Source organism: Streptomyces sp. enrichment culture (assembly GCF_964273255.1).
Lineage (GTDB): Bacteria > Actinomycetota > Actinomycetes > Streptomycetales > Streptomycetaceae > Streptomyces.
The window spans coordinates 2,634,369-2,648,031 of the sequence record NZ_OZ186835.1 but is presented as its reverse complement, the minus strand read 5'-3'; the positions used below and the strand labels follow the sequence as shown (position 1 = coordinate 2,648,031).

Annotated in this window: 10 protein-coding genes; 6 read left to right on the top strand and 4 right to left on the bottom strand. The window is 74.0% G+C overall.

Going from position 1 to position 13,663, the window contains the following annotated elements; all coding sequences use genetic code 11:
* Window positions 1-128: 128 nt before the first annotated feature.
* On the top strand, window positions 129-1,241 hold the full coding sequence (locus ACSU53_RS11175) for an adenylate/guanylate cyclase domain-containing protein (protein ID WP_437026932.1): 1,113 nt from the start codon (window positions 129-131) through the stop codon (window positions 1,239-1,241).
* 556 nt (window positions 1,242-1,797) lie between these two features.
* Here ACSU53_RS11175 and ACSU53_RS11170 read toward each other — a convergent pair.
* Window positions 1,798-2,478, bottom strand: a complete 681-nt coding sequence (locus ACSU53_RS11170) for a hypothetical protein (protein WP_437026930.1) — start codon at window positions 2,476-2,478, stop codon at window positions 1,798-1,800.
* Between the two features lie 215 nt (window positions 2,479-2,693).
* Between ACSU53_RS11170 and ACSU53_RS11165 the strand changes: the two genes are divergently transcribed.
* From ACSU53_RS11165 to hutH, 3 genes are all read left to right on the top strand, one after another.
* The gene (locus ACSU53_RS11165; RefSeq protein WP_437026929.1) at window positions 2,694-3,494 is read left to right on the top strand and encodes an enoyl-CoA hydratase/isomerase family protein; all 801 of its coding nucleotides are present in this window, start codon (window positions 2,694-2,696) and stop codon (window positions 3,492-3,494) included.
* 98 nt (window positions 3,495-3,592) lie between these two features.
* Window positions 3,593-4,741, top strand: coding sequence for a diguanylate cyclase domain-containing protein (locus ACSU53_RS11160; RefSeq protein WP_437026927.1), 1,149 nt, complete (start codon window positions 3,593-3,595; stop codon window positions 4,739-4,741).
* A gap of 76 nt (window positions 4,742-4,817) precedes the next feature.
* Window positions 4,818-6,386: a histidine ammonia-lyase gene (gene hutH, locus ACSU53_RS11155; protein WP_437033117.1), complete on the top strand. Its 1,569-nt coding sequence runs from the start codon at window positions 4,818-4,820 to the stop codon at window positions 6,384-6,386.
* A 50-nt stretch (window positions 6,387-6,436) separates the two neighbouring features.
* Here the strand turns inward: hutH and ACSU53_RS11150 are convergent, their stop codons facing one another.
* On the bottom strand, window positions 6,437-6,763 hold the full coding sequence (locus ACSU53_RS11150) for a hypothetical protein (protein WP_437026925.1): 327 nt from the start codon (window positions 6,761-6,763) through the stop codon (window positions 6,437-6,439).
* 109 nt (window positions 6,764-6,872) lie between these two features.
* Here ACSU53_RS11150 and ACSU53_RS11145 point away from each other — a divergent pair, with 109 nt between their 5' ends.
* Both ACSU53_RS11145 and ACSU53_RS11140 read left to right on the top strand, forming a co-directional pair.
* Window positions 6,873-7,439 (top strand): hypothetical protein, encoded by a 567-nt coding sequence (locus ACSU53_RS11145; RefSeq protein ID WP_437026923.1) that lies wholly within the window; start codon window positions 6,873-6,875, stop codon window positions 7,437-7,439.
* A gap of 244 nt (window positions 7,440-7,683) precedes the next feature.
* Window positions 7,684-8,931 (top strand): L,D-transpeptidase, encoded by a 1,248-nt coding sequence (locus ACSU53_RS11140; protein WP_437026921.1) that lies wholly within the window; start codon window positions 7,684-7,686, stop codon window positions 8,929-8,931.
* Window positions 8,932-9,494: 563 nt separating this feature from the next.
* On the opposite strand, the gene ACSU53_RS11135 is transcribed toward ACSU53_RS11140, so the two are convergent.
* Entirely contained in the window at window positions 9,495-12,509 is a 3,015-nt protein-coding gene (locus ACSU53_RS11135; protein WP_437026920.1) for a hypothetical protein, read from the bottom strand.
* Window positions 12,506-13,627, bottom strand: coding sequence for an ATP-binding protein (locus tag ACSU53_RS11130; RefSeq protein ID WP_437026918.1), 1,122 nt, complete (start codon window positions 13,625-13,627; stop codon window positions 12,506-12,508). Before ACSU53_RS11130 ends, ACSU53_RS11135 begins: the two co-directional genes overlap by 4 nt.
* Window positions 13,628-13,663: the final 36 nt, after the last annotated feature.

Sequence of the window (13,663 nt, the reverse complement as noted above, 5' to 3'; positions counted from 1 at the left end):
CGGCGCACCGCCTCCGCCTCCCGGCCGGTGCCCCTCGGCGCGACCGAACGGAGTGAGCTGGGGCACACCTGCCGTAGAGTTGAGGCCGGTCGATCCAGGGCCGTGGCAGATCGGAAGGGCAGCAACGCGTGACCGTCGACGACTCGGGTTCCGGCGCGGACGCGCAGGATTCCGGCGAGGATCCGCTCGCTCTGCGCCTCGAACAGCTCATTCTGGGTGCCGAGCGGCGCTACACACCCTTCCAGGCGGCCCGCAGCGCGGGCGTCACCATGGAGCTGGCGACGCGCTTCTGGCGGGCCATGGGCTTCGCCGACGTCGGCCAGGCCAAGGCGCTCACCGAGGCCGACGTGCTGGCGCTGCGCCGGCTGGCCGGTCTCGTCGAGGCGGGGCTGCTGAGCGAGGCGATGGCCGTCCAGGTGGCGCGCTCCACCGGACAGACCACCGCACGGCTGGCGGAATGGCAGATCGACAGCTTCCTGGAGGGGCTGACCGAACCCCCCGAGCCCGGGATGACCCGCACCGAGGTCACCTATCCGATCGTCGAGCTGCTCCTGCCCGAGCTGGAGGAGTTCCTGGTCTACGTCTGGCGGCGGCAGCTCGCCGCGTCCGCCGGGCGGGTGGTCCAGGGCGCGGACGACGAGGAGATGGTCGACCGGCGGCTGGCGGTCGCCTTCGCGGACCTGGTGGGCTTCACCCGCCTCACCCGGCGCATGGAGGAGGAGGAACTCGGCGAACTCGTCGAGGCCTTCGAGACCACCGCAGCCGACCTGGTCGCCGCGCGCGGCGGGCGGCTGATCAAGACCCTCGGCGACGAGGTGCTGTACGCGGCCGACGACGCGGGCACGGCGGCGGAGATCGCCCTGCGGCTGATCGACACCATGGCGAACGACGAGACGATGCCGGAACTGCGCGTCGGCATGGCCTTCGGCACGGTGACCACCCGGATGGGCGACGTCTTCGGCACGACCGTCAACCTCGCCTCCCGGCTGACGTCGATAGCGCCCCGGGACGCCGTCCTGGTCGACGCCGCCTTCGCCCAGGAACTGATCCGGGCCGGCGACGCCCCCGCCTCCGAGGCCGCCGCGGTGGAGGCCGCGGCCGCGGCCGAGAAGGAGGGCGAGGAACCGCCCGTGTACCGCTTCGCGCTGCAGCCGATGTGGCAGCGTCCGGTGCGTGGCCTGGGTGTCGTGGAACCCTGGCTGCTCACCCGCAGGGGCGGCGGCACGGCGCCGGAGTCCTGAGCGGCGGCGACCGCGCCGACGGCGCACGCGCCCGGGGACGGGCCGGTGGATCGCCGGTGGCTGTGCACCTGGCGGCGGGAACGCCGAATGGTGGCTTCCGGCTGCTGGGGGCGTCGGCTTCCAGCCGCTGAGGGCTTCGGCGGTCGGGGACGCAGGACGGCGCCCGGGGTGATGCACCGTGCGGGGCGTCCTTTCGGCGCTCCGTCTCGTGGCGCCCCGTCTCGCGGCGCTCGGCGCCCGGCGGGGCGCCCGCGGTCGGCTGTTCGCCGCTCTGCGGCCCGTCGTCCGTCCTGGCCGCGCCGGGCGCGCCGGGCGGCCCGTGGGTCCGACTCCGGGGTTCGGGCGGCCGGGTCGGAGCTTCCGGACCTCTCCCGGCGTCCGGGTGTGTGCTTCCGGCCCTCTCCCGGTGGGTCTGCCCGTCCTTCCCCTGCCGTTCCGGGGCTCGGTGCTGCGCGCCGTGCCGGCCGGTCCGTGCCTCCGACTGCCCTTCGGGCCGGGCCCGTGCTCCCGGCCTGTCCGCAGGCCCCGTCCGCCCGTCCCCCTGTCGGCCCGCGGCTCAGCGCACCGCCGGGCCGTCGAGGCCCAGGCCGCCCACGCACAGGTTGAGCAGCGGGATGCACAGACCCGTGTCCCGGGCCGGCGGGCGGGGCGGTGCGGGCTGTTGCTGCTCCGGGGGAGGCGGTTCCGGGGAGCGGGGGCGGCCGGGGCCGGGCGAGGTGGGCGGGGTCGGTCGGGTGGGCGGGCCGGTCGGTTCGGGGGCCGGGCTGCCGGGCGCGGCGGGGACGTCCTGGGCGCCGGGGGCGCGGGAGGCCTCCGGGAGGCCGGGTGACCGTGAGGCGCCGGTGCCCGCAGCCGCCGAGGGGGACGGCGGCGCGGTCGCCGGGCTGCCGGTCCGTGCCGTGACCGGCGTCCCGCTCTGGCCGCCCAGCGTGGTGGGGGAGGTCGGGCCGGCGTCGGGGGCGGCCGGGGCGGTCGTACCGGCCGGTGTTCCGGAGGGCGCCGCACTGGTGGCCGCACCGTCCGGGACGGGACGGGGGCCCGCCACCGCGCCGGCGTCCGCGCCGCCCGGGTCGGACACCAGCCGGACGAGGCCCAGGGCGCCCGCGGCCAGGGCCAGGCCGCCCACGGCGAGCAGGGCCTTGCGGGGGCGGGGCTTGCGGTGGCGGCCCCGGGGGCGCGACGCGCCCGGCGGTGCCGCTGCGCCGCGGGCCGGTCCGGTCGGTGCGGTCGTGGTCATGGCGTCCCTCCCCCCGCGCACGCGCCCCCGTACGCGTCGCAGTGGAGCGCACGTTAGGCGCTCCGGCCCGCGGGGTGACCGGAGTCGCGCGGATGTCACTCGAACGGGTGGGCGGGGCGCGACGGGGGAACCGGCCGCACTCCCTTTTCCGGGTGGGCTCCGGCTGCGATGATCGGGGCGAACGTTTTGTTAACCCGCGTTAACCGGAGGACGTCATGACTGAGGAACGGTTCGGGGAGTTCGTGCTGGTGCGGCGGCACGAGCAGGGGCATGTCGCGGAGCTCGTCCTCGACCGGCCCAAGGCCATGAACGCCGTCTCGACGGAGATGGCCCGGTCCATCGCCGGCGCCTGTGCGGCGCTGGGTGCCGACCGTGCGGTGCGCGCGATGGTGCTGACCTCCTCGCACCAGCGGGCGTTCTGCGTCGGGGCCGACCTCAAGGAGCGCAACTCCTTCAGCGACGCCGACCTGGTGCGCCAGCGCCCGGTCGCGCGGGGCGCGTACACCGGCGTGCTGGAGCTGCCCGTGCCCACGGTGGCCGCGGTGCACGGCTTCGCCCTGGGGGGCGGGTTCGAACTGGCGCTGTCCTGCGACGTGATCGTGGCCGACCGCACGGCGGTGCTGGGTCTGCCCGAGGTGTCGGTCGGGGTGATCCCGGGCGGGGGCGGCACGCAGCTGCTGCCCCGGCGGGTGGGGGCGGCGCGGGCCGCGGAGCTGATCTTCACGGCGCGCCGGGTGGAGGCCGTCGAGGCCCGTGAGCTGGGGCTCGTGGACCAGTTGGTGGACGAGGGGCGGGACCGTGAGGAGGCTCTGGGGATGGCGGCCAGGATCGCCGGCAACTCGCCGGTGGGGCTGCGCGCCGCCAAGAAGGCCCTCCGGCTCGGGCACGGGCTGGACCTGCCCGCGGGCCTGGAGGTCGAGGACGCGGCCTGGCGGTCGGTGGCGTTCTCCGGCGACCGTGCGGAGGGGGTCGCCGCCTTCAACGAGAAGCGCCGGCCGAACTGGCCGGGAGAGTAGCCACCGCACCGGCGGTGATCTGCGGCGATCCGTCCGGGATGATCCCCATTCGCGTCGATAATCTCCCCATTCCGGACGAACGTCCCTAGCCTGGGGGGATGGGTGAGGACAGCCGGCTGGCGGACGTGGTGACGCTGGCCCAGGGCATGGCCGCCGCGCACAGCTCGCGGGAGGCGTGGCGGGCCGCGGCCTGCGGCGCCTGCCGGGCCCTCGGGGGGAGCTTCGCCGCACTGTCCGTCTGGGAGCGGGAGCTCGGGCGGCTGCGGGTCCTGGTCAACGTGGGGGAGCTCGCCGAGGGCGAGGAGGAGTTCCCGGACGACGAGTCCTACCCGGTGCACCAGTTCGCCGAGATCACCGAGTTCCTGCATGAGCGGTGGGCCGGGGGCGGGGAGCCGGACGCCTGGGTGGAGACCGCCGAAGGTCCGGCGGAGGGGCGGCCCGGCTACTGTCACCAGCGGGTCGCCGCGCTGCGGCGGCGCGGGCGGGGCTGCTGCGTGGTCGCGCCGATCGTGCTGCACGGCCGGGCCTGGGGCGAGCTGTACGTGGCCCGCCCGGTCGGCCGGCCCGTGTTCGCGCGGGCCGACGCGGAGTTCGCGACCGTGCTGGCCGCAGTGGTGGCCGCCGGGATCGCCCAGACGGAGCGGTTGGAGGAGGCGCGGCGGCTGGCGTACACCGACGCGCTCACGGGCCTCGCCAACCGGCGGGCCGTGGACGGGCGGCTGGACGAGGCGATCGAGCGGCACCGCCGGGACGGCGCTGTGGTGAGCCTGGTGGTGTGCGACGTGAACGGCCTCAAGCGCGTCAACGACACCCTGGGGCACGCCGTCGGCGATCGGCTGCTGGAACGTTTCGGCATGGTGCTGTCGCTGTGCGGGGCCATGCTCCCCGGGGCTCTGGCGGCGCGCTTGGGCGGCGACGAGTTCTGCCTGCTCGCGGTGGGTCCGCCCGCGGACGACGTGGTCAAGGCGGCCGACGAGGTGTGCCGCAGGGCGGTGGAACTGGGTCTGGGCGACGGCGTGTCCTGCGGGGTCGCCTCCACCGAGGACCCGATCGGTCCGGTGCGGTCCGCCCGGCGGCTGTTCCGGCTGGCCGACGCGGCGCAGTACCGGGCCAAGGCCGAGCGGGCGAAGCATCCCGTGGTGGCGGGGCGGGAGGGACCGGACGATCCCGTCGTGCGGCTGGCCGACGAGCCGTCCGGCCCCGCCGACGGGGAGCGGCGCAGGTTCCGCGGGCGTCATTCGCCCTGAGCCGACGGGTAAGGGGCGGGCGGGGTTTCCAGGGGTGACAGCGTGGAATTCACTGCGTACGCTCCTGAATATGGATATGCACACTGTGGTGGTGGGACCCTCCGGCGTGACGGAGGCCGACGTGCTCGCCGTGGCGCGCGGCGGTGCCCGCGTCGAGCTGTCCGAGGAGGCGCTGGCCGCGCTCGCCGCGTCCCGGGAGATCGTGGACGCCCTGGCCGCCAAGCCCGACCCCGTCTACGGCGTGAGCACCGGATTCGGTGCCCTGGCGACCCGGCACATCAGCCCGGAACTGCGCGGCCGGCTGCAGCGCAACATCGTCCGCTCGCACGCGGCCGGGATGGGGCCGCGGGTGGAGCGCGAGGTCGTCCGCGCCCTGATGTTCCTGCGCCTGAAGACGCTGTGCTCGGGCCACACCGGGGTGCGCCCCGAGGTCGCGCGGGCCATGGCCGACGTCCTCAACGCCGGCATCACCCCGGTCGTGCACGCCTACGGCTCGCTGGGCTGCTCCGGGGACCTCGCCCCGCTGTCCCACTGCGCCCTCGCACTCATGGGGGAGGGTGACGCCGAGGGTCCCGACGGCACGGTGCGGCCCGCCGGCGACCTGCTCGCCGAGCACGGGATCCGGCCCGTCGAACTGCGCGAGAAGGAAGGGCTCGCCCTCCTCAACGGCACCGACGGCATGCTGGGCATGCTGGTCATGGCCCTGGCCGACCTGGACACCCTCTACAAGTCCGCCGACGTCACCGCCGCCCTCAGCCTGGAGGCCCTGCTCGGCACGGACAAGGTGCTCGCGCCCGAGCTGCACGCCATCCGCCCGCACCCGGGGCAGGCCGCCAGCGCCGCCAACATGCTCGCCGTACTGGAGGGTTCAGGCCTGACGGGGCATCACCAGGACGACGCGCCCCGCGTCCAGGACGCCTACTCCGTGCGCTGCGCCCCCCAGGTCGCCGGGGCCGGACGGGACACCCTGGCCCACGCCCGCACCGTCGCCCGGCGCGAACTCGCCGCCGCCGTCGACAACCCGGTCGTCCTGCCCGAGGACCCCTCCCGCGGGTACGGCTCCGGTGGCGGCAGGGTGGAGTCCAACGGCAACTTCCACGGCGCCCCGGTCGCCTACGTGCTGGACTTCCTCGCCATCGCCGCCGCCGACCTGGGCTCCATCGCCGAGCGCCGCACCGACCGGCTGCTCGACAAGAACCGCAGCCACGGGCTGCCGCCCTTCCTGGCCGACGACCCCGGGGTCGACTCCGGGCTGATGATCGCCCAGTACACGCAGGCCGCCCTGGTCGGCGAGCTGAAGCGGCTCGCCGTGCCGGCCTCCGCCGACTCGATCCCGTCGTCGGCGATGCAGGAGGACCACGTCTCCATGGGCTGGTCGGCGGCGCGCAAGCTGCGCACCTCCGTCGACAACCTCACCCGGGTCCTCGCCGTCGAACTGTACGCCGCCGCACGGGCGGTGGAGCTGCGGGAGGGGATGGAGCCCGCTCCCGCCACGCGCGCGGTCCTCGACGCGCTGCGCCGGGCGGGTGTGCAGGGGCCGGGCCCCGACCGGTACCTGGCCCCCGATCTGGCGGCGGCGGAAGCCTTCGTCCGGGACGGACGGCTGGTCGAAGCAGTCGAGCGGGTCACCGGACCGCTGCGCTGAACGGGCCGTCAGGTGCGTGGCGGGCGGACCCGTCACGCGCCTGAGGCGTCTCACAGTCCCAGACGCTCCCGGCGCACCGAGTACACGACGAAGCCGGCGCCGAGGGTCAGGAACGCGGTGCCCCCGACGACGTACGGGGTGCTGTCGAAGCTGCCCGTGTCGGCCAGGCGGGCTCCCCCGGCGGGACTGTCGAGGGACGCGTTGGTCGCGCCGGACGCGACTCTCGCCTGCTCGGTGACCTGCGGGGAGGGGGTGGCCGGGGTCAGGCCGCCCGAGGGGGCGTCCGACGTCGCGTTGGCGGACGGGACGAACCAGAGAGCGCACAGCAGCGTGCCCGCCGCGGTGGCGGTCAGCAACGGACGGAGAGCGGATGACACGGAATATCGATCCCCTTGCGACGCTGGCGAATTGGCCGTGTGGTGCGATGTTAGTGAACAGCGCGGGTCACAGGAAAGTCACGGGCGCCGGGCACCGTACGCTCCGGTCATGAATCAACCGGAGACATCACGGTTTGTGCGGCTTCGCGTCGAGCTCGTCCTCGAGGTCGACGACGAGGGCGCGGTCACCGAGGAAGCGCTGGCCAGGATCGCGCAGGACGCCGACCTGCCGCCCGCGGAACGCGTGCACGCCGAGGCCGCTGTGACCGACGACACGGCGGAGGCCCTGGCCCACCTCGTGGACCCCTTCGCCCTGGTGGGCGAGGTGCCGGGCGTCGAACTGCACCAGGCGTCCTGGAGCAGCGAGCGGATCGACTACGACCCCGACTCGCACGACTGGGACCTCGACGGGGAGGATGACGACGCGGCCTTCGAGGACGACGACGGCTCGTTCGGCGAGGAGGCGTACGGCGGTGACGACGCGGACTACGCCGAGAACGCCGAGAACGCCGAGGACGACGAGGATTACGACGCCGACGACGCCGACGACTTCGAGGCGGACGCATACGTGGACGACGACGAGGCGGGCTACGGCGGTCACGGGCACGGCGGCCACGGTGGTCAGGTCGACTCCCGGGAGGGCAGCGGGGTACGCGGAGTGGGTGCGGCCGGTTGAGGCGGACCGCCGAGGGGAATCCGTGACCTCGGCCGGCAACCGCCGGCCGGGGTCACGGCGTCTCACGCGAAGCGCCGACGGTCGTCCGTACGGTCCGCCGCGCCGGACGTGGTGTGCCCCACATCCGTGGGCCGGTGGGAACGGGATCAACCGGTCGTAGCGTTGTAAGTGTTGGCGGGACCTCTCGGCCGTGACCGGGGGGACCGCGGGGTTCGGGGAAGCGGCGACGATGGAGAAGCGTGTGATGACGGACGGTAAGCGGCGCAGGGGTCTGATGGCCGCGTCCGCTCTGCTCGGCGGAGTGATGGTGCTCTCGGCGTGTTCCGGCGGTGGCGACAGCGGCGGGGACAAGGGCAACGACACCTCGCAGGCCCAGGTCGACGAGGCCGCGGCCAAGAAGTCGTCCGAGGCCCAGATCAAGATCACGCCCAAGGATGGGTCCACCAACGCCTCCATCAACAACTCCGCCGCCGTCACCGTGGCCAAGGGCACGCTGACCGAGGTGAAGATGACGACCGCCGACGGCACGGCCGTCGAGGGGCAGATATCCGCGGACAAGAAGTCCTGGAAGCCCGAGGGGCAGCTGGAGCGGGCCACCACCTACAAGCTGACCGCCACCGCCGAGGACGCCAAGGGGCGCGCGGCGCACGAGAACGCGTCGTTCACCACGGTCTCCCCGGACAACAGCTTCATCGGCAACTTCACTCCGGACGACGGCACCACGGTGGGCGTCGGCATGCCGGTGTCGATCAACTTCGACAAGGCGATCACCAACAAGGCCGATGTCCAGAAGGGCATCACCGTCTCCACCGACAGCGGCCAGGAGGTCGCCTGTCACTGGTTCAACGCCAACCGCATGGACTGCCGGCCCGAGGAGTACTGGAAGGGCGGCTCCACGGTCACCCTGAAGCTCGACCTGGACGGCGTCGAGGGCGCCGAGGGCGTGTACGGCGTCCAGCAGAAGACGGTGACCTTCAAGATCGGCCGCAACCAGGTCTCGTACGTCGACGCGAAGACCAAGCAGATGAAGGTCACCCGGGACGGCAAGACCGTCCGGACCATCCCGATCTCCGCCGGTTCGCCCGAGAACAAGACGTACGAGGGCGAGATGGTGATCTCCGAGAAGTTCAAGGAGACCCGGATGAACGGCGCGACCGTCGGCTTCACCGACGACGACGGCAAGGGCGAGTACGACATCAAGGACGTGCCGCACGCCATGCGCCTGAGCACCTCCGGCACCTTCATCCACGGCAACTACTGGGGCGCGAAGTCCATCTTCGGCAGCGCCAACACCAGCCACGGCTGCGTGGGCCTCTCCGACACCAAGGGTGCCAACGACCCGAACACGCCGGGCGCCTGGTTCTACGAGAACTCGATGATCGGTGACGTGGTCGTCGTCCAGAACACCGGCGACAAGACCATCGCCCCCGACAACGGCCTCAACGGCTGGAACATGGACTGGCAGCAGTGGAAGGCCGGTTCGGCGGTCTGATCCGCCGTAGGCGGGAGCGGCAGCGCTCCCGCCGCCCTCCGGCCCTGCCGAAGCGACGATGCCGCCGCCCGCCCCCGTCCGGGGTGGGCGGCGGCATCGTCGCTTCCGGGCGGCCCGCGTCGCCTCCCGGTGCTCCGCCCCGGTCAGCCCCGCCCTTGACGGCTTTCGGATCCCTCGGCCCGTGCGGCCCGTCGGGGTCCGTCGGTGCCTGCCCGTCGGTGCCCGTCAGCGCCTGCCCGTCGGGGGCCGTCCGCGCCTGCCCGTTGGGGTCCGTCCGTGCCCGTCCGCGCTTCTCATGCGGCTTTTGTCCGGGGCTCAACACTTCATCAGGGACCGTTCCCAGCGTGCCCTCATGTTCTTCACCTACCTGAGGCGCGGTCCGGTTCGGATGCACGATGCCTCGCCCGCACCCCCCGAAGGCTCCCCCGGGCGCGCCTGCCCCCGTACGCACCCGGGCCCCGGCCCACAGGCGTCCGCCCCGGCCCCCCGAGCCGGGCGCGGGGCACGCTTCCGGCCCTCCGGCCCCCGGGGCGTCCCGGAGGGCCGGAAGCGTCGTCCCCCGGTCAGGTGCCGGCGAGCAGCGACTCCAGTGCCGCCGCCGACTCCGGATGGCGGGCCGTCAGGACGGCGCCCGCCTCGGTCCCCGGGGCGGCGGCGGGGGCCCAGCCGTCGGTGCAGCCGAGGAGCGCGGCGGCCGCGTCGCACGCCGCCGGGTGCGCGGCGAGCAGCGGCACCCCCCGCGGGGTCTCCGTGGCGGCGGCGGGGGCCCAGCCGTCCGTGCAGCCCAGCAGCGCGGCCACCGCGTCGCAGGCGTCCGGGTGGGCCGCCAGCAGCGCCGTACCCCCGGGGGCGGCCGCTGCCGCCGCCCGCTCGCCGCGGGCCGGGGGGAGGGCGGGGGCCCGCCACGGCGGCACCCACGCGTCCAGTTCCGCCAGACGGCCCGGGAAGACGCGCCCGGCCTCCCGGATCAGCAGCGGCGCCAGGGCCGCCGCGTCGTTGCGCAGAGTGGTGATCAGCGTGGGGAGCCACGGCAGCAGCACCGGGTCGGGGAGCCGGCCGAACGCGTTCGACACCGCCTCCACGACCACGTCCGCCAGCCCCGGCACCGGCTCCAGCGCGTGCACGAAACCGCTCAGGTAGCGCGGATACGCGGGTACCACCAGCGGGTTGGCCAGCAGCGCGTCGCACCGTTCCCGCAGCTCGCCGCGGGTCAGCGTGCCGAGCTGCACCTGTGCCGCCCACAGCAGCGCCGTCCGCGACGGGTCCTGCGGGTGGGACTGGGCGACCGCCAGCTCCAGCTGGGCCCGGTCGCAGCCCAGTGACAGGGCCAGGCCCTCCATGGAGAACAGGAAGCCGAGCATGGCCGCGACCTGGCCCACCGTGGCGTCCTCGTCGGAGAACGCCGTCGGCAGCAGCGTGCAGTAGTGCGCGTAACCGGTCTTGGCGAAGGCCTCGATCCACGGCGGCAGGACCGGCTCGCTCGTGCGGTAGTACGCCAGCAGACGGCGCACCCGGCGCAGCACCTCCGGCGCGCCGTCCACACTGCGCTCGGAGGCCAGGACCTCCAGTGCGCGCGTGCCCAGCTCGTCGGCGAGACGGCGGCTGCCCAGGTACAGGGTGGCGTCCTCCACGGCGGCCAGCACGGTCGCCGTCGTCGCGCGCGGCGCGTAGGCGGCGCGCCGCAGCCGCTGCTCCAGCACCTGCTCGATGCTGACGCCCTCGTAGCCGAGCTCGATCAACGCCCGCTGGTGGGTGCCGATCGACAGGTCCCAGGACTCCTGGATGGACCGCTCGCCCAGGGCACGCTCGCCCATGATCGGGCGGGCGGCGCCCTGCGGCAGCAGCCGCCGCAGCATCCACAGCACGTCGGAGCAGGCCCGCAGCTCGGGGCGGGACGCCATGTCCAGCAACGCCCGCTGCACGCCCCGCTGCTGCAGCTTCAGCCCCAGCGGGGCGAGCCGGTCGTGCACGTCACGGGCGAGGGGCGGCAGCGCGTCGTAGCCGACCTGGCCGACCCGGTCGCCGCCCATCATGATCTCGACCAGCCGCTGCACGTCCCGCCGCCCCGGCACCACGTCCTTCTCGATGCAGGTGACGGCGGCGTCCTGGAAGTCGTACGGGGTGGGCTTGGCGCGGTCCCGCATCCCGGCGAGCAGGATCGACGTCTCGAAGACGGCGATCGCGTCGGCGGTGGAGGCGAGGTAGCCGTTGCGCCGGGCGGCGCGCACGATGTCCACGGACCAGCCGAGCAGTTCGGCCTCGTCCAGGGCGTCCAGGACCGGGGGGCGGCGCAGGAAGCCGGTCAGCCGGTCGCTCGCCGCGAGGCCGCCGTCCGCCGGGGCGGCCGGGGCGGCGGTCCGCCGCGCGCGGGACTTCTTCGTGCCGGCCTGCCCCTGGAGCCGGTACGGCTCGACCCGGCTGCGCCTGAGGTTCTTCGCCCACTGGGCCGCCGCGATGGACACCGAGCCGGAGGCGAGGCCGAACTGCGCCTCGATCGCCGCGTGACTGGACGGGATCAGCCCGTACTGCCAGGTGGTGGCGGAGCGGGGGGTGATGGTGAAGGTGTCCGCGCCGCCGACGCCGAACTCCTCGACGCGGCTGGCCGCGTGGAACGCGCCGCACACGTACAGGCAGTCCGCCGGGTCCGTCCCGGTCGCGGCCAGGTGCTCGCGCATCCGCGTCCACATGTACCGCTCGCGGTCCTCGTCCACCCGCGTCCTGGCCGTGTCGCCGGGGGCGAGCCGGCGGAACAGGCTGCCGATGAGGAACATGACCTGGCGGTAGGTGTCGTGGTCGCTGTCGCCGAGGGGCAGTTCGACGTACTGGTGCCACCACTCCGACCAGTGCCGGACCCGGCCGTGCCGCAGCAGGTGCTCCTCCAGCTCGGCGAAGCGCGGCCGCAGGTCGCCGATCTCCACGCCGACGGCCTCACCGTGCAGCGCGGCCTCCTCCTGGCCCGGGTCGGCCGTCTTCCCGCCGCCGGGGCCGGCCGCCCCCTCCGCGGCCGGCTCCGGGGCGGACTCCCCGCGGGCGTCCCACTGGAAGACGTGGTCCGAGGACCGGTCGACCAGCACCAGTTCCACCCCCGGGGTGTCCAGGGCGTAGGCGATGGCCTGGTACTCGGCGGACGCCTCGGTGATCGGCGCGACCACCGACAGCGGCGCCCACTCGGCGGGGAAGTCCTTCACCTCGCTGGCGAACGCCTGGACGGCCACCGGCAGGCGGCAGTTGCGCAGCTCCGTCAGCAGCGGTGCCATGTCCTCGCACAGCTCCAGGTACACCACCCGGGGCTGCTTCTCGCGCAGCCGGCGGGCCATCGCGGTGGCGGACGCGGGGGAGTGGTGGCAGACGGGGAAGATCTCCAGCGGTTCCCGGACCGCGCGGTCCACGTCGTCGACCATGCCGAGGAGGATGTCCTCCAGGGCGTCCGGCCCCCCGGCGAACGCGGCGGCGGCTTCGTGGAGTTCGCCGCGCAGTGCGGCGAACGTGCTCCCGTGCTCGGTGACGGTGTCCTCCAGGGGCGTGGGCGTGGGCGTGTGACGCGGGGCGGGGACGGGGCTGAGCGGGGTGCCGCTCATGACAGCGTGGCGATCGCGTCGCGGCCGCCCTCCAGGAACTCGGGCCAGGAGCCGCCCTCCTCCTTGCTGCGCGGCTCGACGACGCCGTGCAGGTACTTGTTGAGGATGGCCAGGTCCTCCGGCTCGCGGCGGGCGAGGGAGCCCACCAGGGAGGCGGCGAGGGTGCGGGCGGTCAGGGTGCGCTCGCCGAAGAAGTTGCTGTGCAGGATGGCGTCCTCCAGCACACCGATCTGCTCGGCGGTGGACAGGGCCGACTCCAGCTTCTCGTCGTCGCTGCCGGCCGCGGCGGCCGAGGCGCGCAGGTCGGCGAAGCTCTGCAGCAGCACGTCGAGCAGGGTCGGCGGCACGTCCAGCTCGATGGAGTGGCGCCGCAGCAGCTCCTCGGTGCGGAAGCGGACGATCTCCGTCTCGCTCTTCTTGTTGGTGACGACCGGGATGCGCACGAAGTTGAACCGGCGCTTCAGCGCGGACGACAGGTCGTTGACCCCGCGGTCGCGGCTGTTGGCCGTCGCGATGACGGAGAAGCCGGGCCTGGCGAAGACGATGTTGTCGCTGCCGCCGCTCTCCAGCTCCGGGACGGAGATGTACTTCTCGGACAGGATGGAGATCAGCGCGTCCTGGACGTCGCTGGTCGAACGGGTCAGCTCCTCGAAGCGGCCGATCGCGCCCGCCTCCATCGCCGTCATGATCGGCGAGGGGATCATCGACTCCCGGGACTGTCCCTTGGCGATGACCATCGAGACGTTCCACGAGTACTTGATGTGGTCCTCGGTGGTGCCGGCGGTGCCCTGCACCACCAGGGTCGAGTTGCGGCTGATCGCGGCGGACAGCAGCTCGGCCAGCCAGCTCTTGCCGGTGCCCGGGTCGCCGATCAGCAGCAGGCCGCGGTCCGAGGCGAGGGTGACGATGGAACGCTCGACGAAGCTCCGGTCGCCGAACCACTTCTGGGAGATCTTCCGGTCCAGGCCGTCGGAGCGCTCCGAGCCGAGGATGAACAGCCGGACCATCTTGGGCGACAGCCGCCACGAGAACGGCTTGGGGCTGTCGTCGACGGACTCCAGCCAGTCCAGCTCCTCGGCGTACTTGATCTCGGCGGGGGCGCGCAGCAGGTCGGACATCGGTGAGGGGGCCTTTCGGTAAGGGCGGATGGGGGT

Excerpts from the sequence above, each read along its gene's own strand:
- ACSU53_RS11170 (WP_437026930.1), bottom strand. The coding sequence starts at position 2,478 with ATGACCACGACCGCACCGACCGGACCGGCCCGCGGCGCAGCGGCACCG.
- ACSU53_RS11165 (WP_437026929.1), top strand. The coding sequence starts at position 2,694 with ATGACTGAGGAACGGTTCGGGGAGTTCGTGCTGGTGCGGCGGCACGAG.
- ACSU53_RS11160 (WP_437026927.1), top strand. The coding sequence starts at position 3,593 with ATGGGTGAGGACAGCCGGCTGGCGGACGTGGTGACGCTGGCCCAGGGC.
- hutH (WP_437033117.1), top strand. The coding sequence starts at position 4,818 with ATGCACACTGTGGTGGTGGGACCCTCCGGCGTGACGGAGGCCGACGTG.
- ACSU53_RS11145 (WP_437026923.1), top strand. The coding sequence starts at position 6,873 with ATGAATCAACCGGAGACATCACGGTTTGTGCGGCTTCGCGTCGAGCTC.
- ACSU53_RS11140 (WP_437026921.1), top strand. The coding sequence starts at position 7,684 with ATGACGGACGGTAAGCGGCGCAGGGGTCTGATGGCCGCGTCCGCTCTG.
- ACSU53_RS11135 (WP_437026920.1), bottom strand. The coding sequence starts at position 12,509 with ATGAGCGGCACCCCGCTCAGCCCCGTCCCCGCCCCGCGTCACACGCCC.
- ACSU53_RS11130 (WP_437026918.1), bottom strand. The coding sequence starts at position 13,627 with ATGTCCGACCTGCTGCGCGCCCCCGCCGAGATCAAGTACGCCGAGGAG.